A 21,919-nucleotide genomic window follows, 5' to 3' on the forward strand; every position below is an offset into this window, starting at 1 on the left:
AGTCGGTGTCACGACCCCGTGGCGAGCCATCCGCACATCTGATTCCATTGACTTTCGAGTCAATCGCCTACATTTGTGCAGTCCTCTCCTTCCCACATAGGGAGCCTTTCAAGATGACGACGCGGATCCGCAAAGTGGCTGTGCTGGGCGCCGGAGTCATGGGCAGCGGCATTGCCGCGCACCTGGCCAACTCGGGCGTGCGCGCGCTCCTCCTGGACATCGTTCCCCCCAAGGCGAACCCGGGCGAGGACACCTCGTCCAAGTCCTTCCGCAACAAGTTCGCGACGGGCGCGCTGGCCAACATGCGCAAGCAGAAGCCCAGCCCCATCGTCTCCGAGCAGGTGCTCTCCTACATCGAGGTGGGCAACTTCGAGGACGACCTGGCCCGCATCTCCGAGTGCGACTGGGTGGTGGAGGTGGTGAAGGAGGACCTGGCCGTCAAGCAGGCCCTCTTCGAGCGGGTGGAGAAGCACATCCGCCCGGGCACCATCGTCTCCTCCAACACCTCCGGCATGTCGATTGCCGGCATGACGCAGGGCCGCGGCGCGGACTTCAAGAAGAACTTCCTCGTCACGCACTTCTTCAACCCCGTCCGCTACATGAAGCTGCTGGAGCTGGTGGCCGGCAAGGAGACGGACCCCGCGGTGCTGAAGACGCTGCACCGCTTCGGCGAGGAGGTGCTCGGCAAGGGCATCGTCTACGGCAAGGACACCACCAACTTCATCGCCAACCGCATCGGCGTGTACGGGATGATGCGGACCATCTCCGCCATGGACAAGGCGGAGCTGTCCGTCGAGGAGGTGGACAAGATTTTCGGCCCGGCCATGGGCCGTCCCAAGTCCGCCGTCTTCCGCACCGCGGACATCGTCGGCCTGGACACCTTCGTCCACGTGGCGAAGAACTGCTACGACACGCTCACCCACGACGAGGAGCGTGAGGTCTTCGCCATCCCCGGCTTCCTCCAGAAGATGGTGGAGAAGGGGATGCTGGGCGACAAGAGCGGCGGCGGCTTCTACAAGAAGCAGGGCAAGGACATCCACGCCCTGGACCTGAAGACGCTGGAGTACCGGCCGCAGGCCAAGGTGCGCTTCGAGTCGCTGGGCGCCGCCAAGGACATCGAGGACGTGCGCGAGCGCGTGGCCTCCGTGCTCAACGGCGAGGACAAGGCCGCGAAGTTCGCCGAGGGCGTCACCCTGGACGTGCTGGCCTACACCAGCCGCCGCATCCCGGAGATTGCCGACGACGTGGTCAACGTGGACCGCGGCGTGCGCTGGGGCTTCGGGTGGGATTTGGGGCCCTTCGAGGTGTGGGACGCCTACGGCGTGAAGAAGGGCGTGGAGCGGATGAAGGCGCTGGGCCTGAAGCCGGCCGCGTGGGTGGAGGAGATGCTGGCCGCGGGCCGCACGTCCTTCTACGGCGTGGAGGGCGGCAAGGACACCTACTGGGACATCCCCACGAAGTCCGTGAAGGTGGTGCCGGAGAACGCGCGCACGCAGCGCGTGGAGTACCTCAAGCGCGGCAACAAGAAGATTGCCGGCAACGACTCCGCCACCCTGTGGGACCTGGGCGACGGCGCCACGCTGCTGGAGTTCCACAGCAAGATGAACTCGCTCGATGACCAGATCATCGAGATGATGGGCACCGCGCTGGACGAGACGGAGAAGAACTTCAAGGGCCTGGTCATCGGCAACGACGGGGCCAACTTCTCCGCGGGCGCCAACATCGTGGCGCTGCTGTGGGCGGCGAAGAGCGGCGACTTCGAGTCCATCCGCAAGCTGGTGCAGACGCTGCAGTCCACCGTCCAGCGCATGCGCTACAGCCCGGTGCCGGTGGTGACGGCGCCCTTCAACCTCACCCTGGGCGGCGGCGCCGAGGTGACGATGAGCGGCAACGCCATCCAGGCCAGCGCCGAGCTGTACATGGGCCTGGTGGAGGTGGGCGTGGGCCTCATCCCCGGCGGCGGCGGCAACCTGATGCTCCTGCGCAACGTGTTCGGCCCGTACGCGGCGGACAAGGACTTCGACGCGCTGCCCTTCCTGAAGAAGGTGTTCCTGACCATCGGCACGGCGAAGGTGGCCACCAGCGCCGAGGAGGCCCGGGAGATGGGCTTCCTGTCGCAGCAGGACGGCATCACCTCCAACCGCGACTTCCTCCTATCGGACGCGAAGGCGCGGGTGCTGGGCATGGCGAACGCGGGCTTCAAGCCGCCGCGTCCCACGCGCTTCCGCCTGCCGGGCCCCAACGGCGCGGCCACCATCGACATGATGCTCTACGACATGGAGCTCAACGGCCAGGTGAGCGCGCACGACCGGAAGATCGCCCAGAAGCTGGCGCGGGTGCTCACCGGTGGTGACACCAGCCCGTCCGTCCTCGTCACCGAGGAGCGGCTGCTGGAGCTGGAGGCGGAGGCCTTCCTGAGCCTGTGCGGCGAGGAGAAGACCCAGGACCGCCTGCAGTTCATGATCGAGAAGGGCAAGCCGCTGCGGAACTGACGGCCGGCCGGTATCCATTGACCACTGAATCGAGATTCGCTGAATGCCCGGGTGCTCCCCGGGCGAGGAGACACTGAGATGCCTGGTCGAGTCGTGATTGCCAGCGCGGTGCGCACGCCCTTCACCCGCGCGCACAAGGGAGAGTTCAAGGACACGCGGCCGGACACCCTGGCCGCCATCGCCATCAAGGAGGCCGTCGCCCAGGTCCCCGGCCTGAAGCCGGAGGACATCGAGGACGTCATCCTGGGCTGCGCCATGCCGGAGGCGGAGCAGGGGATGAACGTGGCGCGCATCGCCACCCTGCTGGCCGGCCTGCCGGTCAGCGTGCCGGCGATGACCATCAACCGCTTCTGCTCGTCGGGCTCGCAGTCCATCGCCCAGATTGCGCAGGGCATCCTGTCGGGGACGATTGAAGTGGGCATCGGCGGCGGCACCGAGTCGATGACCATGGTGCCGATGGGCGGCAACAAGGCGAGCGCCAACCCGGACGTCATGGCGAAGCTGCCCGAGGTCTACACCTCCATGGGCGCCACCGCGGAGAACATCGCCTCGCGCTACAACGTCACGCGCGAGGACGCGGACAAGTTCGCCTACGAGAGCCAGCGCCGTGCCGCCACCGCGCGCGAGCAGGGCAGGTTCAAGGAGGAGATCGTCCCCGTCACCACGACGTACTACGACGAGGACGGCACGGCGAAGACGGTGACGGTGACGGTGGACACCATCCTCCGCCCGGACACCACGCTGGAGGGCCTGGCGAAGCTGCGGCCGGCCTTCAACGCCAAGGGCGTGGTGACGGCGGGCAACGCGTCGCCGCTGACGGACGGCGCGGCGGCGGCGGTGGTGATGAGCGAGGCGAAGGCGAAGGAGCTCGGCGTGAAGCCGCTGGGCTACTACGTGGACTCCACGGTGGCGGGCGTCCCCCCGGAAATCATGGGCGTGGGCCCGGTGCCGGCGGTGCGCAAGCTGCTGGCGCGCAACAAGCTCGAGGTGAAGGACATCGACGTCTTCGAGCTGAACGAGGCCTTCGCCGCGCAGGCGCTGCACTGCATCCGCGAGCTGGGCATCCCCCTGGACAAGGTGAACCCGAACGGCGGCGCCACCGCCCTGGGCCACCCGCTGGGCGTGTCCGGCGCGCGCATGACGGCCACGATTCTCCGCGAGCTGAAGCGCCGCAACGGCCGCTACGGCGTCGTCAGCATGTGCATCGGCGGCGGCATGGGCTTCGCGATGCTCGTCGAGGCGGCGAAGTAGTCAGCGCCTCGCGGTGACACCGTGAAGTGAGCGCGGGCCTCGGGGCGACTCCCCGGGGCCCGTGTCGTTTCAGGGCGCCGGAGCCTCCGGGTCGTCCACCGGCACCCCGGCGAGCCGCAGCACGCGCAGGGCATTCGTGGTGTCCACCACGCCCTGGCGCAGCTTGTAGTCGAACACCATCTTCCCGTCCTCCAGGTGGTCCCGGAAGTGGACGTTGACCACGTGAGCGCCGGGCTCGTCCGCGAGCGCCGCCAGGGACAAGTCGTGCGTCGTCACCGCGCCGCACGCCCCGGTGCCCAGCAGCAGCCGCAGCACCTCGCGTGAGGCAATCTGCCGCTCGCGCGTGTTGGTCCCCAGCAGGATTTCGTCGAGCAGGAACAGCGCCTGCCCCTTCGCCGCCTGCGCGGCGTCCAGCACGGCCTTGATGCGCTGCACCTCCGCGTAGAAGTACGACACGCCGCGCTCCAGCGAGTCCTTCACCCGCATGCTCGTGAGCACCTGGAGCGGCGACAGCCGGAACGTCTTCGCGCACACCGGCGCTCCCGCCAGCGCCAGCACCACGTTGCAGCCCAGCGCCCGCATCAGCGTCGTCTTTCCGCTCATGTTGGAGCCGGTGATGAGCAGCGCGTGGCGCGGCCCGGGCAGCGCCACGTCATTGGGCACCGGCGCGTCCAGCAGCGGGTGGCCCAGCGCGGTTGCCTCCACGCGCGGCCCCTGCGCCTCCAGCTCCGGCCAGGCGAACTCGGGCCGGTCATGCGCCAGGCCCGCCACGCACGACAGGGCCTCCAGCTCCGCGAGCGCCTCGAACCAGCGCCGGACGTCCTTCCCGTGCGCCGCGCGCCAGCGCTCCAGCGCGAACATCGCGTGGATGTCCCACAGCGTGAGCCAGTGCACCACCGGGTGGAACTGGTGCCGCTTGAACTCGATGAAGGAGAACAGCCGGCTGAAGCGCGCGAAGTGCGCGGACACGGGCTTCTCACCGGGCCGCTGCAAGCCTGACTGGAGCTGGCGCAGCAGCGGGTGCTCGAAGCGCTGGCCCTCGACGCGCTCGAAGAGGGGCGCATAACGCACGAAGCCGCGCTCGCCCACCTCCACGCCCTCGTCCATGGCCTTCAGCGTGCGCCGGGTGATGACGGCCACCCCGAGCTGCGCCGCGAGCCCCGCCCACACCGACGAGTCCGGCAGCACGCCCGTCTCGCCCAGGACGTACAGGGCCAGCGTCACCAGCGGCAGCACCACCGCCACCGGCCGCGCCCAGCGGATGGAATTCAGCGACGGCCCGGCCTCCACCCACTGGATGAACAGGGCCGGGTCCGCCTTCTCCTTCGCCACCACGCGCGAGTCCACACAGAGGTCCTGCCGGAAGTCCACGCGCGGGGCCAGCTCGCGCGCCGCGCCCTGCCGCGCCTCCACCTCCGCCACGCTGGCGGGCGCGGACAGCCACGCCGCCAGCCGCTCCTCGCCCGCGCGAGTGGCCGTCTCGTTCATGAGCTGGAAGAGGCTGCCCTGGCCGAACACGTCCAGGTCCGGGGTGTAGAGGTGGCCGCCGGAGAGGAAGCGCTCACCGCGCTCGGTGAACTCGTGCCAGCCGCGTCCGAGCCGGGCGAGTCCCCGCTCGTTGAGCAGCACGTACAGCCGCGCCCGGGCCTCGCGGCGGAAGACCTGGTGATGCAGGACGGCGAGCAGCCCGTAGACTCCCAGCACGGCGGCCGCGCCCCACCACCACACCTTGGGCAGCCGTCCCACGAAGGTGAAGCCCGCGATGCCGGCGGCGGCCAGGAAGGCCACGGTGCGCAGGTTGGCGTAGCGGGCGCTCACGCGGTCCAGCGCGGCCAGGTCCGCTTGCGCGGCGGCGTGGCGCTCGGTGTACGTGCGGTGCGGGGAGGGGCTCTCGGGAGTGGCGGACACGATGGCCGCGCATGGTGTGCGTGCACGGGGCCCAGGGCAAGCGGCACCTTCGGCCCCGTGACGGGGAGAGGACGCAAGCCCGTCAGCCCCACAGCTCGCGAGGGGGCCAGTACATCGTGCTCCCCTCGAAGCGGATGCCGGGCTCCCTGTCGCGGGCGAGCAGCAGCGGCCCATCCAGGTCCACCACCGTGGCCTCCTGGGCCACGAGCATCGCGGGCGCCATGGACAGCGAGGTGGCCACCATGCAGCCCACCATGAGCTGGAGCCCCTCCGCCCGGGCGGCCCCGGCCAGGGCCAGCGCCTCCGTCAGCCCCCCGGTCTTGTCCAGCTTGATGTTGATGGCGTCGTACCGGCCCAGGAGCGCCGCGAGCCCATGCCGGTCATGCGCGGACTCGTCGGCGCAGACGGGCACGGACCGCCGCATTCCCAGCAGCGCCCCGTCATTCCCCGCGGGCAGGGGCTGCTCCACCATCACCACGCCCAGCTCCGCGCAGGTGTCGAGCAGCGCGGGCAGCGCCTCCGGCGTCCACCCCTCGTTGGCATCCACGATGAGGCGGCTGGCCGGCGCACCCGCGCGGATGGCCCGCAGCCGCTCGATGTCCTCCACACCGCGTCCGAGCTTCACCTTGAGCAGCGGCCGGTGCGCGGCCTTCTCGGCGGCCTGCCGCATCGCCTCGGTGGTGTCGAGGCTCAGCGTGTACGCCGTGACGAGCGGCCTCGGCTCGGTCATCCCCAGCAGCTTCCAGAGGGGCTGACCGCTCCGCTTCGCCTCCAAATCCCACAGCGCGCAGTCCAGCGCGTTGCGAGCGGCCCTCGGCGCGAGCACCTCCGAGATGCCGTCACGCTCCAGTCCCGCCTCGATGCGCGGACGCGCGGCCTCCAGCGCGGCGATGACGCCTTCGAGCGTCTCGCCATAACGCGCGTAGGGGACGCACTCGCCGCGCCCCACCACGCCGTCCTCCTCCAGCGTGACGACCACGACCTCGGCCGACGTCTTCGAGCCCCGGGAGATGGTGAACTTCCCGGCGATGGGCCAGCTCTCGTGCCTGACGGTGAGCCTGCGCATGGGCGCCTACCTGCCGCCGTGGAAGCGGCGCACCAGCTCGTCGACGAGGGGGCCGACGCCGGTGCGGATGGGGTCCACGCAGGGCAGCCCGTGCTCGCGGCCCGTGCGGGCCAGCAGCTCCAGGGCCTCCTTCTCCTCCAGGTGCTCGGTGTTGATGGCCAGGCCCGTGCACTGGATGCGCGGGTGGGTGAGCTGGCCTTCGAGAATCGTGCGGTCGATGACGGCCTGGATGGAGGGGAGGGGATGCTGGACGCCGCGCATCTTCGTGCGCGTGGGCTCGTGGCAGACGATGAAGGCGTCCGGCTGCGCGCCGTGGAGCAGCCCCAGGGTGACGCCCGCGAAGGAGGGGTGGAAGAGCGAGCCCTGGCCTTCCACCAGGTCCCAGTGGTCGGCGTCGTTGGCGGGGGTGAGCCACTCGGCGGCGCCGGCGACGAAGTCCGACACCACGGCGTCGATGGCCACACCGCGTCCGGAGATGAAGATGCCCGTCTGGCCGGTGGCGCGGAAGTCCGCCTTGAGGCCGCGGGCGCGCATCTCCTTCTCCAGCGCGAGCACCGTGTACTTCTTCCCCACCGAGCAGTCCGTGCCCACCGTCAGCAGCCGCAGGCCCGGGCGCTTCGTGCCCTTGCCGGTGGCGAAGTCCATGTCGGGGATGCGCACGTCGTGCAGCTTGCGGCCGCTGCGCGCGGCGGCCGCGGCGATGGCGGGGAAGGAGGACAGCCGCTTGTGCAGGCCCGTGGCCACGTCCAGGCCCGCGTCGAGCGCCTCCACCAGCTTCCCAATCCAGTGCTCCGGCAGCACGCCGCCCGCGTTGGCCACGCCCACGATGAGCGTCTTCGCGCCCTTCGCCTTCGCCTGGGCGATGTCCAGGTCCGGCAGCCCGCAGTCGGCCTTGCAGCCCGGCAGCCGGAGCTGCCCGACGCACCAGTCGGGCCGCCAGTCGACGATGCCGTGCGCCGTCTTCGCGGCGAGCTGGTCGGGAACGTCACCCAGGAACAGCAGGTAGGGCTTTTCGATCTCCACCGTGACCTCCGCGCCCCACGTCCCGGGGCAGTGGGCCGGGCGTTTCAGCACGCTCGCGGGGGCCGGGCAAGGTCGCGATTAACTGGAAACGCTCGCTTTCAGCACCACCGTGAAGCGGCTGCCCCGCCCCAGCTCGCTCTCCAACTCCAGCTGGCCGTTATGCAGCTCCACCATGCGGCGCACCAGGGCCAGTCCCAGCCCCGAGCCCTCCTGGCGCCTGCCCAGCCCGGCGTCCAGCTGCACGAAGGGCTCGAAGATGCGCTGCCTGTCTTCCTCGGCGATGCCGAGCCCCGTGTCCCACACCGAGAAGGCCACCTCGCCCCCGGGCCGCGCCGTCACCTCCAGGCCGATGCGCCCCGTCTCCGAGGTGAACTTCTTCGCGTTGGTGAGCAGGTTGAGCAACACCTGCCGCAGCCGCCGCCGGTCCGCCCACACGCTCTGCGCCTGGCCGTCGCTCGAGTAGGAGACGGAGACGCCCTTGCGGCGGGCCTGCTCGCGCACCAGCCGCAGGCTCTCCTGGCACACCTCCTCCACCGGCACCGGCCCCAGGTCCAGCTCCAGCCGTCCCACGGTGCTCTTGGTGATGTCGAGGATGTCGTTGATGAGCGACAGCAGATGCCGGCCGCTCTCCTCGACGATGTTCAGGGCGGAGAGCTGCTCCTCCGTCACCGGGCCGAAGATGCCCTCGCTCATCGCCTCCGCCTGGCCCAGCACCGCGTTGAGCGGCGTGCGCAGCTCGTGGCTCATGTTGGCCAGGAACTCGTCCTTCATCTGCGCCAGCCGCTGCAGGTCCTCGTTGGTCCGGCGCAGGTTCTCGCGCAGCAGCTCCTGCTCCGCCTCACGCGCCTTCCGCGCGGTGATGTCCACATGGTAGCCGGTGACGCGCACGCCCTTACCCTGCCCGTCGCGCACCACCAGGCCGTAGCCGGCAATCCACCGCCAGGAGCCATCCTTGGCGCGCATGCGGAACTCATGCATGTAGCGGTCGCCGCTCGACGCGTCGTTCACGTGCCGGACCGCCAGCGCCTGGGCCTGCTCGAGGTCCTCGGGGTGCAGCAGCCGCAGCCACGTCCCGAAGCTGTTCTCCAGCTCGTGGTCCTCGTAGCCCAGGTGCGCCTTCCACGTCGGCGAGAAGTACACGGAGCCCGTGACGACGTTCCAGTCCCACAGGCCGAGATGGCCCGCGCTCACCGCCAGCTCCAGGCGCTGGTTCGTCTCATGGAGGAGCTGCGCCATGCGTCGCCGCTCGGTGATGTCCACCGAGATGGCCAGCACGAAGTCCTCTCCGTCCGGCGCCCGCAGCGGCCGCTTGCGCGTGTCGAACCACAGCTCCTTCCCATCCGCCCGCGTGAAGCTCTCCTCCACGCGCACCTCGGACTGGGTGCGGAGCACCTGCTGGTCCACCGCGTCGAAGACCTTGAGCTCGTTCTCGTCGGCGTGGATGGCGGCGTTGTGCTTGAGCACCACCTCATCCGGGGGCGCGGAGAACAGGTCCGCCGTGGCCTGGTTCACGAAGATGAAGCGGCCCCGGCGGTCCTTGACGAAGATGAGGTTGGGGTCCGCGTCGAAGATGGACAGCATGAAGGCCCGCTGTTGCTCGGCGAGGTTCCCCCTCGGCTGGACGAGCTTGCGGCTGAGGCGGCGCTCCCAGGCGGCGGGCACCTCTTCCCTGGCTCCCGACACCCCACCGCGGACGAGCAGCCCCCCGCCCTCGAGCCGGTGCCGCTCCAGGCGCCACGTCGCCGGCTCCGTTCCCTCCGCCGAGGCCGGGCGCGTCCACTCGAAGGAGTCCTCCGGAGCGGACAGCAGCCGCCCCGCCAGCTGCTCACCCAGGAGCTCCGCCAGCGCGAGGCCCCGTGGCTCCCTCCCCAGGAGCCGTTCGCTGTCCGGGGAGCAGGCCTGGACGGCGCCCGTCGCGTCGGCGAGCAGCCACAAGGGAAGTTCCGCCACCGCGGTCTTGGAGGTGCTCATGAATGGCTCCTGGAGGTGCTTGCGAGAACGTCTGGCGAGCTGGCGGGGAGCTCCATCACGATCCGCGTGCCACTCCCGGGCACGCTCTGGACGTGGATGCGCCCGCCCCAGGACTCGACCAGCTCCTTGACGACCGGCAGGCCGAGCCCCGTCCCCGAGCCAACGGGCTTGGTCGTGAAGAAGGGCTCGAAGATGCGGGAGAGCACGGACTCGGGCATGCCCGGGCCGTTGTCTCCCACCCAGGCCTCCAGGCGCCCTCCGGGCAGGACGCGGATGCCTGCCTCGATGCGAGGATCTCTCACCTCGGCCACCGCGTCCGCGGCATTGCTGAACAGGTTGAGGAACACCTGCTGGGCATGCACGCGGTTGGCGCGGATGAGACAGGCCTCCTCGGGTATCACCAGGTCCACCTGCGCGAACCGGGCCCGCCCGGTGAGGCGCAGCATGTGGCGCACCTCATCCAGCGTCCGCGTGAGGTCCACCTCCAGCAGCGAGTCCTCCGCGGGACGGGCGAGGTGGAGGATGGTGCGCGCCAGCTCGGCCACATGGCTGGACACATGGCCGAGCACCTCCCGGACGGTCAGTGGATCATCTTCGGAAGCGTCCTCGGGCGAATCCAGGTAGCCGCGCAGCACCTGGGCGATGTTGTTCAGCTCGTGGCTGACCCCGGCGGCGAAGGTGCCGAGCGTGGCCAGCCGGTCCGCCCGCAGCAACTGCTGGCGCAGCCCGTCCACCATGGCGAGCGCGTTGTCCCGCTGCGAGGCCAGCAGCTGATGGTAGGCGCGGACCTTGAGCAGGTTGGCGACACGCGCTCTCAGCTCGGCGCCGTGCACCGGCTTGTGGAGGAAGTCGTCCGCGCCCGCCTTCAGCCCGCGGACGACGTCGCCGCGCCCGTCCAGCGCGGTGATGAGGATGATGGGGATGTAGTCCGCGTCCAGGCGCGCGCGCAGCCGGCGGCACACCTCGAAGCCATCCAGACCCGGCATCATCACATCGAGCAGCACCAGGTCCGGTGTCTCCTCCTCCACCGCCGCCAGGGCCTCCTCGCCATTGGTGGCGAACCGGACATGGTAGCCCGCCGGGGACAGCAGCGCCGCGACGGTGCTGCGGCTCGCGGCGTCGTCATCGGCGATGAGAACCCGGCGTGGCAAGCCCGTCGGGCCCTGCGGGGAGGACAGCGGGAGAGAGGACTGCTCGGGCATGTATCAATTTTTTAACACATATGACTCCGAAGGTTCCAAGCCCCCGCCCGCACCGGAGCCCGTGAGAGTGAGCAGGCATATGGAGGGACCGAGCCAGCCCGCAATGCGCGTGGAGGCAGGCTCAGCGAGCGCTGGATTGCGCGGTGTCAGAACGAACTTCTGGGGTGGGTTGGGACCCGGAGTTCTCTGTTCGTCCAGGATTGCTGAGACGGAGCGTGGGGCCGTCTCGTCTCAGGGCACGAGCTCTCCCGTTGTCACCGGTGCATTGCAGGCGGCCTTCAGCGCCTGGACGTGAGTCGCGAAGGTGGCCGTGCCGTTCATGCGAGCTGCGAGGACGAGCCGCGCTGGAGGGGCACGCTGGGGGCTCGCGTGGCCGGAGCGCGGTTGACGAGCACCACGCCGGTGAACACCAGCATCAACGCGGGCCAGAACAGCACACCCAGCCGCTCGCCGAACACGATGGCCCCCGCGAGCACACCGGTCACCGCGATGACGTAGCCCACCTGGCTGAAGGCGACGCTCCCGGCGGCCCGCTGCAGCGCGGAGCCGGCGACGTTGGCGAGGACCGTGACGAGGACGAGCAGCGCCAGCAGGGCCCAGGTGGTGCCTGCCCCCATCTCCAAGGCGCGGGGAGCCCCTCGCACTCCGAGGAACAGGGGGACCAGCACGATGGACTGCATCAGCAGCGTGCCCGCCGCGGCCGCGGGCGCGCCCAGGCCCCGTGGCCAGTGGCGTGAGCGGTAGACGTTGCCGGCCGCCAGCAGGACCGGCACGCCGAGCGCGGCCACGAGCGCCAGTGCCTGTTCCCCGCCGACCGCCTGCACCCGTGGGCCCTGCACCAGCGCCACGCCGAGCATGCCCAGCCCCGTGCCGGCCATGACCGTGGGCGCTGGAAGGCGACGGTCCAGCGCGGCGTTGAAGAGCGAGGTGAACACCGGGGAGAGCGTGACCATCAGGGTGAAGACGCCCGCCGGGATTCGTGCGAGCACCCAGTTTCCCAGCACGTTGGACGCGAGCACGGCGATGAGCGCCGAGATTGCGAAGTAGCGCAGCGTGGAGGGCGCCATCGGCACGCGGCCGCCGCGCAGCAGCAGCACACCACCCAGCACGGCCGCGGCCCCGCCCACCTGGAAGAGGGAGACCGTGGCGGCCGCGAAGCCCCTGGACATCAGCACCTTGCTGACCACGTACCCGGTGGCGAGGAGGCCGCCGGAGGCGAGCGTGAGGAGGAGGCGCTGCAAGGAGGGCTTCACGGCGGCGTTCCTTTCATCGAGACGCCACCAGCGTATGGGCCCGACGGGCTCGGAGCAGCGTGCCGTTGGAGTTAGACTGTTTCCCCATGTCAACAATCCCCGCTCATCCGGTTCCGGGGCCGGACCTCGTGGGCCTCGTGGCCTTCATGCGCGTGGCCGAGCTGGGCAGCTTCGTCCGCGCGAGTGAGGCCCTCGGCCTGTCGAAGGCGGCGGTGAGCAAGCATGTCGCCGCGCTGGAGCGCCGGCTCGGCACGCGCCTGCTTCATCGGACGACGCGCCGGCTGAGCCTGACCGAGGCGGGGCAGGTCTACCTGCGCCACGCACAGGCGGCGTTCGCCGAGGCGCGCGCCGCGGAGGCCGCGGTCGCAGGGACCCAGCGCGAGCCGCACGGCCGCCTCCGGGTGACGGCGCCAATGTCCTTCGGCCTCCTGCACGTGGCCCCACGGCTGGCGTCCTTCCTCGCGCGCCATCCGCGGGTCGACGTCGACCTGCAGCTCGATGACCGGATGCGGGACCTGGTGACGGAGCGCCACGACCTGGCCATCCGCATTGGCCGGCTGGCGCGCTCCAGCCTGGTGGCGCGCCGGCTCGCGACCAGCCGCGTGGTGCTGTGCGCGGCCCCGGCCTATCTCGCGCGGCATGGCCGTCCGGAGCACCCCAACGAGCTGTGCCGTCACGCGTGCCTCCACTTCAGCCTCGCGGCGCAGGGCCGTGCCTGGGAGCTGCGGCGGCGGGACGAGGTGGTGCGCATCGCCATCAACGCCCGGCTCGAGGCGGACTCGAGCCTCGCGCTCAAGGCCGCCGCGCTCGCCGGCGCGGGAATCGTGCGCATCCCCGAGTTCGCCATTGGAGACGAGCTGCGGCAGGGCGCGTTGGAGGAGCTGCTGCCCGAATGGCGCCTGGAAAGCCTCGACGTGCAGGCGGTGATGCCCGAGCGCCGCTACGTGCCGGCCAAGGTGCGTGCCTTCATCGACTTCTTCGCACAGGCCTGGAGCGCATCCCCCGGCTGGGTCCAGAAGGCCGGGTGAGGTCCCTGTCCTACGCTGCGCACCCGAGTGCTCCCGAGGGGCGCCTTCTGCCAGGCGAGCGGTAGCTCGTCCCCGGGCGTGCGTGCGCTTCAGTCGGGACTGTTCCTGGCCTACCCGGCCACGCTAGGAATGGCGCCATGGCTGCGTTCCATGAAATGGCGGCGACCCGGCTCGCCGCGCTCATCCGGACCGGCGAGGCCTCCAGCCGTGAGGTGGTGGAAGCCCATCTGGCGCGCATCGAGGCGGTGAACGGACGTGTCAACGCGGTCACCGTCGTGCTCGCCGATGAAGCGCTGGCGGCCGCCGACCGGGCCGACCGCGTGCGCCGCTCAGGAGGGCCAATGGGCGCGCTTCATGGCGTGCCCTTCACGGTGAAGGAGAACCTGGACTGCCTGGGCACGGCCACCACGCACGGCGTTCGCGCGCTGAGCGGCGCTCTGCCATACCTGGACGCACCGGCCGTCGCGCGAATGAAGGCCGCCGGAGCCATTCCGATTGGGCGCACGAACCTGTCGGAGATGGGCCTTCGGCTGTGCACGGACAATCCGCTGCGAGGTCGCACGCGGAACCCGTGGAACCCGCGCCTCACGGCTGGAGGCTCCAGCGGGGGAGACGCGGCCGCGGTGGCAACCGGGATGACGCCGCTGGGGCTGGGGACGGACATGGGCGGTTCGCTTCGTGTTCCCGCGCACTGCTGCGGCGTGGCGGCGTTGAAGCCGACCACCGGCCGCATCCCCCACGCGGCCTCGCTGCCTCCCCATGACCACGGAATGTCGGGGCAGGCCATGCTGGCGCCGGGGCCGGTCTCCCGGTCCGTGGCGGACCTCAGGCTGTGCCTGTCTGTCATGGCGGGCCGCGACATTCGAGACCCGCGCTCCGTGGACGTGGCGCTCGTGGGCGCGCCACCGGAGGAGCGCCGGGCGGCGCTGGTCACCCGGGTGCCCGGAGCCACGATTCCACCGGAGAGCCTGGAGGCCATCCAGAGGGCAGGGGAGCTGCTGGCGGCCGCGGGCTGGACCGTCGAACACGCGGTGCCACCGGAGGTGCCGCGCGTGGGAGAGGTGTGGCACAAGCTGGTCGCCACGGACCTGTCCGCGGTGATGCCGATGGTGCAGCCTGTCGTGTCCCCGGCCCTCTTCGAGCACGTGATGCGCATGTGCCGGACGGCGAAGCTCCACGAGAGCCCGAACAATCGCATCCACGAGGAGCGGTCGCGCCTGATGCGGGCATGGTCCGGGTTCCTGGCGGAGTACCCCGTCATGGTCGGGCCGAACCTGACCGTCGCGCCATGGCCGGTGGACGCCGACCTGGACCCCGAGGCCGGCATCGAGTTCCTGAAGCAGGCGACGTGGTGCGTGCTCCCCGGCAACGCGCTGGGCCTGCCCGTGGTTGCCCTCCCCATGGGCCTCTCCGGTGGCCTGCCGACCAGCATCCAGGTTTATGCGGACCTGTGGCGGGAGGACCTGTGTCTGGACGCGGCGGAAGTCATCGAGCAGGGGTCGCGCATGCCCCTGCCCGTCGAGCCGTGAGGGACGCCGGGCCCGTCACGGGCCGTACACCGCGTCCCGCACGTCCGTCGTGAACCGGCCGGTCATGCCCTCGAACGTGGTGTTGGTCAGGGCCACCACCGTGAGGCCCTTCGCCCGGTCGATGAACCAGTTGTGGCCATAGGCGCCGCCCCACTGCATGGTGCCGGCCGACTGGGGGCTGCGGGCGGACGCCGGGTCGACCAGCACCGCGCCCGCATAGCCGAATCCCCAGCCCGGCCCCTGGGTCTGCGCCTCGGGGCCCACGTGGGCCTTGAACATGGACGCGACGGTGTCCGGCCGCAGGAGGCCGCCATTGCCGCGCAGCGCCTCGAGCAGCGCGAGGACGTCATCGGCCGTACCCGCCATGCCAGCGCCGCCGGATGGATGGGCCCGGGCGTCGAGCAGGCGGCCGGGGACGAAGCGGACCTGCGCGCCGTTGAACGCCACCGAGTGCTCGGCGCCCATGCGCTGAGGGCGCGGCTCTCCGTCGCCATAGGGCGTCGCGAGCCGGCGCCGGTCCACCACCGAGAACGCGGTGTCCTTCATGCCCAGCGGCGCGGTGACCAGCTCCTTCACCGCGTCGGGCAGCGGCTTGCCGGCTGCCCTGGCCACCACGGCTCCCAGCACGTCGGTCGCCATCGAGTAGCCCCAGCGCGTCCCCGGCGGGGACGACAGCGGCGCCGCGGCGAGGCGGCGCAGGTTCTCTTCGAGGCTGAGGTCCGGGCGGTCCAGGCCGCTCGACACGCCCAGCCGGTGGTAGGGGCCGTCGGCAGGCTCCAGGAAGTCGTACGTCAGGCCCGCCGTGTGGGTCAGCAACTGGTGGAGGGTGATGGCCGGCGAGGTGCCGTCGGGCCCCTTGGGCTGGAACCCGGGCAGCCACCGCGTCACCGGGTCATCGAGGCGAAGCCGGCCCTGCTCCACGAGCCGCATGGCGGCCGTGGCGACGAACGGCTTGGTGACCGAGGCGAGCAGGAAGATGGCGTCCTGCCGCATCGGCGTGCGTGCCTCCCGGTCGGCGAAGCCCGCGGCGCGGCGGTAGACGACCTGGCCGTCGCGTGCCACGAGGACCACGGCGCCGACGATGCGCTGCTCGGCGATGGCGCGCTCGATGGCGGCATCCAGGCGCGCGGCCAGCGCCGCCTCCGTGGAGGCCGGCCCCGCGGCACGGGCCGCCGGGGTGTGGGTGGGAGGAGTGCCCGCGGCGGCAGCGGGGCTGGCCGCCGAAACGGCGATACCAGAGGCGAGGGTCAGGGTCTTGAGCTTCACGGCGGGAGGTCCTTTCGGGTGACGACCGGGATTCGCTGGCTCAAACTACGAATCGGAATTGCCAACCGGAAGGCACATGATTTCGGAGCACTTCATACCTGGAGTCGTGAATCGCCATGAGGAACATGCAGGGACTGATTTCCTTCGTCGAGACGGCGCTGGGCGGAAGCTTCACGGCGGCCGCGGCGAAGCTGGGCGTCACCCCCGCGGCCGTGGGCAAGAACGTGATGCGGTTGGAGCAGGAGCTGGGCGTGCGCCTCTTCAACCGGACCACGCGCCGGCTGCGGCTCACCGCGGAGGGCGAGGCATTCTTCGCCGAAGCCGGTGATGCCCTGCGGCGCCTCGACGAGGCGGTGGACACCATCCGCGGCGCCGCGGTGGAGCCGGCCGGGCGCGTGCGCATCTCCAGCGGCATCTCCTTCGGCCGCCGCTTCGTGTTGCCCCTGCTGCCACGACTGGCGCAGCGTTACCCGCGGCTGCACGTGGAGCTCAGCCTCGACAACCGGATGGTCGACCTGGTCGCCGAGGGCTACGACATCGCGGTGCGTGGCGGCGTGATGAACGACTCCAGCCTCGTGGTGCGCCGCATCTGCGACCTCCAAAGCGTGCTGGTGGCCTCACCCGCGTACCTGCGCAAGCACGGCGTTCCCGCCACGCCCGCAGACCTCGCCTCCCATCGCCTGCTCGGCCTGCGCTTCGTCTCGGGGGAGGTGGCGCCCTGGCGCTTCCGCAAGCCGTCGGGCCGCGGCTTCTTCGACTGGGATCCGCCGGCCCAGGTGTGGACCTCGGACCCCGACTCCTTCGTCGAGCTGGCCGCCGCCGGCGAAGGCATCTGCCAGGCGGCGCTGCTGCATGCCGCGCCGCTCCTGCGCGCCGGCCAGCTGCGCCTCGTGCTGCATGGCCAGTATGACCCCGGGCAGCGCCAGATGGTGCTGTGCTACCCGCACCGGCAGCTGCTCAGCAAACGGGTACGCGTGGTGGCCGATGCGCTGTGGGAAGGCCTGTCGGCGCAGCCGGACCTGGGGCTCGAGCCGAAGGCGATACCGCGCGCGTGGTGCGCGGAAGCGGGCTGATGCCGGGGGCCCTCGAATGTCAGACCCGGCACGTATGGTTCTCCTCGTCGCCACACACGAGGGGGCCACACGATGGGCACGTCAGTCATTGATAACCGCGTCGAGATCGTCTTCAGCTTCGATACCACCGGCAGCATGTATCCGTGTCTCGCGCAGGTGCGGAAGAAGCTGCGGGGCACCGTGTCCCGGCTGATGAAGGAGATTCCCGGCATCCGCATCGGCATCATCGCGCACGGGGACTACTGCGATGCGGGCTCCACCTATGTGACGAAGGTGCTGGACCTGACGGACGACGAGAACGCCGTCGTGCGCTTCGTGGAGCGGGTGGGGCAGACGGGCGGCGGTGACGCGCCGGAGTGCTACGAGCTGGTGCTGCGCGAGGCGCAATCCCTCTCATGGACGGCGGGGTACACGCGCGCGTTCGTCCTGATTGGCGATGACGTGCCGCACGCGCCGAACCAGAACCCCAAGAAGCTGGACTGGCGCAAGGAGGTGGACGCGTTGGGGAAGATGGGCGTGCCGGTGTACGGGGTGCAGGCGCTGGCGCGCCGCCACGCGACGGCCTTCTACAAGGAGCTGGCGGAGAAGTCGGGCGGCTTCCACCTGAGCCTGGACCAGTTCGCCCACGTCACCGACATGCTGCTGGCCATCTGCTACAAGCAGTCGTCGGACGCGCAGCTCCAGGCCTACGAGGCGGAGGTGGTGAAGGAGGGCCGCATGAGCCGCGGTCTGAATGCCATCTTCAGCACGATGCTCAAGCGCGTGACGCCGTCCATCTTCGGGGAGGCGGACCTGCGCGCCGTGCCGCCGGGCCGGTTCCAGGTGCTGGACGTGGACCGTGCCATGCCCATCAAGGAGTTCGTGCAGGAGAACGGCCTGAGCTTCAAGACGGGCCGCGGCTTCTACGAGTTCACCAAGACGGAGACCATCCAGGGCCACAAGGAGGTGGTGCTGATGGACCGGAAGACGGGCGACCTCTACAGCGGCGAGCGGGCCCGGGAGATGCTCGGGCTGCCGCCGGGCGAGACGGTGCGCATCCGTCCCGCCAGCCTGGAGAAGTACGTCGTCTTCGTGCAGAGCACTTCGGCCAACCGCAAGCTGATGGGCGGCTCGAAGTTCCTCTACGAGGTGGAGGACTGGGACGGTGGGAAGGCCGCCGCGGCGTAGCCGCCTCTTGAGGGCCGCCCTACCGCGGCCAGAAGAGCGCATACGAGAGAGTCCGCCACCTCAGGCACTCGCTGCATCCTTCGGCTCGGCTGGCGCGGACGGCGCTCGGGCGCCGACCATCCAGCAGGCAGCGGTAAAACGGACTTCCGCTCCGTGCACATAGGGCTCAAAAGCGGCGCGGACCGTTTCGATGACCTGGGTTCGAGTCCGGTCGTCCGCCTCGTGAAGAATCAGGCCGAGGGGACCGAGCCGGGTCAGGTAACGGACCAATCCCTTCTCGGGCAGGGTGCAGGCAACATCGATTGGCCGGATGTCGATCTCGTCCCAGCCGCTTTCCTCCAGGATGCGGTGGACCCGGCGCTGGTCCGCGAAGGCGAACTGCCCCGGCGCGTCCGGCCGGCGGGCAGGGAGGTTCGGCAGGAGCGGCGCCGCGGCGCGCTCGGCCGTTGTCATGAACGGGTTTTCCGAAGGACTCCGCCAGGCGACGAACCGCAACTCGGCGTCGTCCCTGGCGGCACGCCTCAGGTTCGCAAAGGCCCGGACGAAGTCGCCGAAGAACATGACGCCGAAGCGCGAAATGACCATGTCGAAGCTTGCGGGCTCGAAGGCGTGGTCTTGCGCGTTGGCGTGGATGAAGCTCGCCGGCGTGTCCTCCCGTTCGGCGCGGGCCCGGGCGGCGGTGAGCATCGGCTCCGAAATGTCGATGCCGACGCAACGGCCCTTCTCGCCGAGCAACCGCGCGACGGCGAGCGTTGTGCTGCCCGTACCGCAGCCGACGTCGAGCACCCGGTGCCCGGAGCCGGCGGAGACCGCTTCGACGAGCAGGTCTTCCAGCGGCTTGAACATCTGGTCGAGCACCTGCTGGGTCTCGACCCAGGCGCGTCCGGAGTGGCCATTCCAAAGCTTCGTCTGCTCGTCATCGGTCTGGTGCGCGACACTCATGGTCGTCTCCTTGGGCGTGCCTTCAAGAGTCGAAAGCCGTACTGTGCCAGTTCAAGTCAACTTGAGGTCAAGCGCGTGAGAGACCTGGACATCACTGAGGTGGCGCGGCGGTCCGGCGTTCCTGCCTCGACGCTGCGGTTCTATGAGGAAAAGGGGCTGATCTCCTCAATCGGCAGGCGGGGCCTGCGCCGTCTGTTCGAGCCAGGCGTGCTGGAACGGCTGGCCCTGATCTCGCTGGGGCGCGCCGCCGGCTTCTCGCTCGAGGAGATCGCGCTGATGTTCGCGCCGGACGGGCGGCCGCGCATCGACCGGAAGAAACTCGCGGCCAAGGCGGAGGAGCTGGACAGGACGATCCGCAGACTCAGCTCCATGCGCGACAGCCTACGGCACGCCGCTGCCTGCCCCGCGCCGAGCCACATGGAATGCCCCACCTTCCGCCGCATCCTGCGGGCCGCCGCGTCTGGAACGATTGGAGCGCGAAGGAAGAGGGTTCCGCAGCCACCGCGGAGCTAACGCGCCGAACAGGTGAGCGCCATGGCGCTCCATGCTCCCTTGGCGACCGTTAGCGGGCCGGCTGAGCAGCGGGCGGCGCCTCGCCAGCTTCCGCCTTCTCAAACACACTGACGGACGAGCAGTACCCCGGGCCGATGGCGGGTGAGCGGACCGTGGGAACCTTCGTGGCGAACTGCGCGCACGAGGGAAAGAAGGCCGTGATGAAGCGTGTCGTCGTCGATCACTTCGGCGGGCCCGAGGTCGTGAGGGTGGTGGAGGAGGACAGTCCCCGACCGGGTCCGGGCGAGGTTCGCGTCAGGGTGCTGGCCGCCGGCGTGTCGTTCACCGATGCCCAGCTGCGCGCCGGCGCGTATCTCGGCGGGCCGAGGCCGCCGTTCACGCCCGGCTACGAGCTCGTCGGCGTCGTAGAGGAAGTCGGCCCGGGCTGCTCGAGGCTGCGGGAGGGAGACCGCGTCGGCGCGCTGACGGTGTGGGGCGCCGACGCGGAGCGCGTCTGTGTGCCGGAGAAGTACGCCGTCGAAGTGCCCGAGGACCTCGACCCGGCCGAGGTCGTGAGCCTCGTCTTCCCCTACATGACCGCCTACCAACTGCTTCACCGCGCGGCGATGGTGAAGCGCGGGGAGACGGTGCTCGTGCATGGCGCGGCCGGCAGGGTGGGCACCGCGCTCCTCGAGCTCGGCGCGCTGGCCGGACTTCGCCTCTATGGCACCGCATCCGCTCGCGACCGCGCCGCGGTCGAGCGGCTGGGCGCGGTGGCGATCGACTACCGCAATGAGGACTTCCTGGCGCGGGTGCGTGAGCTGACCGGCGACGGTGTGGACGTCGCGCTCGACGGGATTGGTGGCGCGGTGTCGCTTCGCTCCTTCCGCGCGCTGCGGCCCGGCGGAAGGCTTGTCGTGTTCGGCCGCTATGCCACGGTCTCGCACGGGCGCAAGAACTGGCGAGCGGTGCTCGAGTGGTACGTGGCGACCGCGGCCGTCGCGCTCTGGGGCCTGCTCTCGCCCCGCCGGCGGGTGCTCGCCTACCGGATCCAGAAGCTGCGCATCCGCCACCAGGATTGGTTCCGGGAGGACCTCCTCGCGCTGCTCGAGCTGCTCCGTCGTGGCGAGATCCACCCGGTCGTGGCCGAGCGCCTGCCGCTGGCCGACGCTCGCCGCGCTCACGAGATGCTCGAGCGCTCGGCGGCGAAGGGAAAACTCGTGCTCGTGCCATGAGGCTTGTCTACTGACCACCCTCGGGGCTGATGAGGTTCAGGATGTTCCCGTCCGGGTCCTTGAACCAGGCGACCTTCATCCCGGGCGAGACGTGGATATCGCCCTCCAGCCGCGTGCCGGGCATGTCGTAGTGCTCGAAGGTGACGCCCTTGGACTGGAGCTCCTTCACCGCCTCCTCGATGTTGCCCACCGTCCAGGTGACCGCCGTGGCCTGGTTGGTGCCCGCGTAGTCCGAGCGGTAGACGTTCACGGTCGAGTTTCCGCTCCGGTACACGACCACCTCGCTGTCCTCCTCGTGGACGGGCTTCAACCCGAGCGTCTCCTCGTAGAACTTCCTCGCCCTGCCCAGGTCCTTCACCGCGAGGTTGGCGACCGCGTCCTGCGCGGCGATCGGCTCGTCCGTCGGCGCCCTCGAGACGCGGTCACGGCCGAAGGGATCTCCGACAAGGGATTCGGTGTGCAGCGCGCACCGCCATCTTCCGTCCCGGCGCACCCACGTCGACGCGTCCGCGGCCTCGAGGGTCAGCGGTCTTCCCTCGACCTTCATCTCCTCCTTCACCTTGTAGGCGACGACCGCCACGTCGGGGCTGAGGAAGCGCACCGCGGGCTCGCCGAGGAGCTCGTACCGGTGCAGCCGCCATCGCTCGCTCTTCATCATCTTCGCGAACTGGTCGCGGTCGATGCTCGCGTATCCCTGTGCCCCTGTGACGACGCAGCGCTCGTCCGTCATCTCCATCGCCGCGTCGACATCCTGCTCCTGGATGGCCCGCCAGTAGGCGTGCTCGAGGTTGATGATCTCCCGCTCGCTCTGTGCCTGTTCCATGCTCTCCTCCCCGGACCTGTCACGATTGGCACGGGCAGCTCCGTAGGGAGGAGACCGTCGAGCGGGCCCACGCAGTCAGGCTGCCGTCGATGCCCCCGAAGAGCACCGAGCCGGTGAGGACCGGCGCGGTCGCACGACCGCCCTCTCAGGAGGGGCGCGGCAGAGGGCCTGGGCCTCCGGGCACCTGCTGCCCGGGAC

At 70.3% G+C, this 21,919-nt stretch carries 17 protein-coding genes; 8 read left to right on the forward strand and 9 right to left on the reverse strand.

Annotated elements, in window-relative coordinates; all coding sequences use genetic code 11:
* Positions 1 to 113: 113 nt before the first annotated feature.
* The gene (locus tag K8638_RS20910; RefSeq protein WP_223756331.1) at positions 114 to 2,492 is read left to right on the forward strand and encodes a 3-hydroxyacyl-CoA dehydrogenase/enoyl-CoA hydratase family protein; all 2,379 of its coding nucleotides are present in this window, start codon (positions 114 to 116) and stop codon (positions 2,490 to 2,492) included.
* A 78-nt stretch (positions 2,493 to 2,570) separates the two neighbouring features.
* Complete coding sequence (locus tag K8638_RS20915; protein ID WP_223756332.1) at positions 2,571 to 3,743, forward strand: thiolase family protein; 1,173 nt, start codon at positions 2,571 to 2,573, stop codon at positions 3,741 to 3,743.
* A gap of 69 nt (positions 3,744 to 3,812) precedes the next feature.
* Here the strand turns inward: K8638_RS20915 and K8638_RS20920 are convergent, their stop codons facing one another.
* From K8638_RS20920 to K8638_RS20945, 6 genes are all read right to left on the reverse strand, one after another.
* Entirely contained in the window at positions 3,813 to 5,651 is a 1,839-nt protein-coding gene (locus K8638_RS20920) for a DNA mismatch repair protein MutS (RefSeq protein ID WP_223756333.1), read from the reverse strand.
* A gap of 82 nt (positions 5,652 to 5,733) precedes the next feature.
* A complete protein-coding gene (gene dgcA, locus K8638_RS20925; RefSeq protein ID WP_223756334.1) occupies positions 5,734 to 6,717 on the reverse strand; it encodes an N-acetyl-D-Glu racemase DgcA in 984 nt (327 codons plus the stop codon).
* 6 nt (positions 6,718 to 6,723) lie between these two features.
* Positions 6,724 to 7,740 (reverse strand): N-acetyltransferase DgcN, encoded by a 1,017-nt coding sequence (gene dgcN, locus K8638_RS20930; protein WP_223756335.1) that lies wholly within the window; start codon positions 7,738 to 7,740, stop codon positions 6,724 to 6,726.
* A gap of 78 nt (positions 7,741 to 7,818) precedes the next feature.
* Entirely contained in the window at positions 7,819 to 9,711 is a 1,893-nt protein-coding gene (locus tag K8638_RS20935; protein ID WP_223756336.1) for an ATP-binding protein, read from the reverse strand.
* The gene (locus tag K8638_RS20940; RefSeq protein WP_223756337.1) at positions 9,708 to 10,862 is read right to left on the reverse strand and encodes a sensor histidine kinase; all 1,155 of its coding nucleotides are present in this window, start codon (positions 10,860 to 10,862) and stop codon (positions 9,708 to 9,710) included. The genes K8638_RS20935 and K8638_RS20940 overlap by 4 nt, the downstream gene beginning before the upstream one ends.
* A 368-nt stretch (positions 10,863 to 11,230) precedes the next feature.
* Positions 11,231 to 12,166, reverse strand: coding sequence for a DMT family transporter (locus tag K8638_RS20945; protein WP_223756338.1), 936 nt, complete (start codon positions 12,164 to 12,166; stop codon positions 11,231 to 11,233).
* A gap of 86 nt (positions 12,167 to 12,252) precedes the next feature.
* Here K8638_RS20945 and K8638_RS20950 point away from each other — a divergent pair, with 86 nt between their 5' ends.
* Positions 12,253 to 13,194 (forward strand): LysR family transcriptional regulator, encoded by a 942-nt coding sequence (locus K8638_RS20950; RefSeq protein WP_223756339.1) that lies wholly within the window; start codon positions 12,253 to 12,255, stop codon positions 13,192 to 13,194.
* 137 nt (positions 13,195 to 13,331) lie between these two features.
* Positions 13,332 to 14,723, forward strand: a complete 1,392-nt coding sequence (locus K8638_RS20955) for an amidase (RefSeq protein WP_223756340.1) — start codon at positions 13,332 to 13,334, stop codon at positions 14,721 to 14,723.
* 15 nt (positions 14,724 to 14,738) lie between these two features.
* Here the strand turns inward: K8638_RS20955 and K8638_RS20960 are convergent, their stop codons facing one another.
* Positions 14,739 to 15,989: a serine hydrolase domain-containing protein gene (locus K8638_RS20960; RefSeq protein WP_223756341.1), complete on the reverse strand. Its 1,251-nt coding sequence runs from the start codon at positions 15,987 to 15,989 to the stop codon at positions 14,739 to 14,741.
* A gap of 116 nt (positions 15,990 to 16,105) precedes the next feature.
* Between K8638_RS20960 and K8638_RS20965 the strand changes: the two genes are divergently transcribed.
* Both K8638_RS20965 and K8638_RS20970 read left to right on the forward strand, forming a co-directional pair.
* Positions 16,106 to 17,062, forward strand: coding sequence for a LysR family transcriptional regulator (locus tag K8638_RS20965; RefSeq protein WP_223756342.1), 957 nt, complete (start codon positions 16,106 to 16,108; stop codon positions 17,060 to 17,062).
* A 72-nt stretch (positions 17,063 to 17,134) separates the two neighbouring features.
* Complete coding sequence (locus tag K8638_RS20970) at positions 17,135 to 18,229, forward strand: vWA domain-containing protein (protein ID WP_223756343.1); 1,095 nt, start codon at positions 17,135 to 17,137, stop codon at positions 18,227 to 18,229.
* A gap of 60 nt (positions 18,230 to 18,289) precedes the next feature.
* Here K8638_RS20970 and K8638_RS20975 read toward each other — a convergent pair whose 3' ends face one another.
* A complete protein-coding gene (locus tag K8638_RS20975; RefSeq protein ID WP_223756344.1) occupies positions 18,290 to 19,171 on the reverse strand; it encodes a class I SAM-dependent methyltransferase in 882 nt (293 codons plus the stop codon).
* Between the two features lie 75 nt (positions 19,172 to 19,246).
* Here K8638_RS20975 and K8638_RS20980 point away from each other — a divergent pair, with 75 nt between their 5' ends.
* Both K8638_RS20980 and K8638_RS20985 read left to right on the forward strand, forming a co-directional pair.
* Positions 19,247 to 19,684 carry a helix-turn-helix domain-containing protein gene (locus tag K8638_RS20980; protein ID WP_223756345.1) on the forward strand — a complete coding sequence of 146 codons (438 nt, stop codon included), beginning with the start codon at positions 19,247 to 19,249 and terminating at the stop codon, positions 19,682 to 19,684.
* A gap of 152 nt (positions 19,685 to 19,836) precedes the next feature.
* Positions 19,837 to 20,898 (forward strand): medium chain dehydrogenase/reductase family protein, encoded by a 1,062-nt coding sequence (locus K8638_RS20985; protein ID WP_223756346.1) that lies wholly within the window; start codon positions 19,837 to 19,839, stop codon positions 20,896 to 20,898.
* A gap of 7 nt (positions 20,899 to 20,905) precedes the next feature.
* On the opposite strand, the gene K8638_RS20990 is transcribed toward K8638_RS20985, so the two are convergent.
* Positions 20,906 to 21,721 carry a DUF4440 domain-containing protein gene (locus K8638_RS20990; RefSeq protein WP_223756347.1) on the reverse strand — a complete coding sequence of 272 codons (816 nt, stop codon included), beginning with the start codon at positions 21,719 to 21,721 and terminating at the stop codon, positions 20,906 to 20,908.
* Between the last annotated feature and the right edge of the window lie 198 nt (positions 21,722 to 21,919).

Source organism: Myxococcus sp. RHSTA-1-4 (genome assembly GCF_020037125.1).
Classification (GTDB): Bacteria; Myxococcota; Myxococcia; order Myxococcales; family Myxococcaceae; genus Myxococcus.

Excerpts from the sequence above, each read along its gene's own strand:
- K8638_RS20910 (WP_223756331.1), top strand. The coding sequence starts at position 114 with ATGACGACGCGGATCCGCAAAGTGGCTGTGCTGGGCGCCGGAGTCATG.
- K8638_RS20915 (WP_223756332.1), top strand. The coding sequence starts at position 2,571 with ATGCCTGGTCGAGTCGTGATTGCCAGCGCGGTGCGCACGCCCTTCACC.
- dgcA (WP_223756334.1), bottom strand. The coding sequence starts at position 6,717 with ATGCGCAGGCTCACCGTCAGGCACGAGAGCTGGCCCATCGCCGGGAAG.
- K8638_RS20935 (WP_223756336.1), bottom strand. The coding sequence starts at position 9,711 with ATGAGCACCTCCAAGACCGCGGTGGCGGAACTTCCCTTGTGGCTGCTC.
- K8638_RS20950 (WP_223756339.1), top strand. The coding sequence starts at position 12,253 with ATGTCAACAATCCCCGCTCATCCGGTTCCGGGGCCGGACCTCGTGGGC.
- K8638_RS20955 (WP_223756340.1), top strand. The coding sequence starts at position 13,332 with ATGGCTGCGTTCCATGAAATGGCGGCGACCCGGCTCGCCGCGCTCATC.
- K8638_RS20965 (WP_223756342.1), top strand. The coding sequence starts at position 16,106 with ATGAGGAACATGCAGGGACTGATTTCCTTCGTCGAGACGGCGCTGGGC.
- K8638_RS20970 (WP_223756343.1), top strand. The coding sequence starts at position 17,135 with ATGGGCACGTCAGTCATTGATAACCGCGTCGAGATCGTCTTCAGCTTC.
- K8638_RS20975 (WP_223756344.1), bottom strand. The coding sequence starts at position 19,171 with ATGAGTGTCGCGCACCAGACCGATGACGAGCAGACGAAGCTTTGGAAT.
- K8638_RS20990 (WP_223756347.1), bottom strand. The coding sequence starts at position 21,721 with ATGGAACAGGCACAGAGCGAGCGGGAGATCATCAACCTCGAGCACGCC.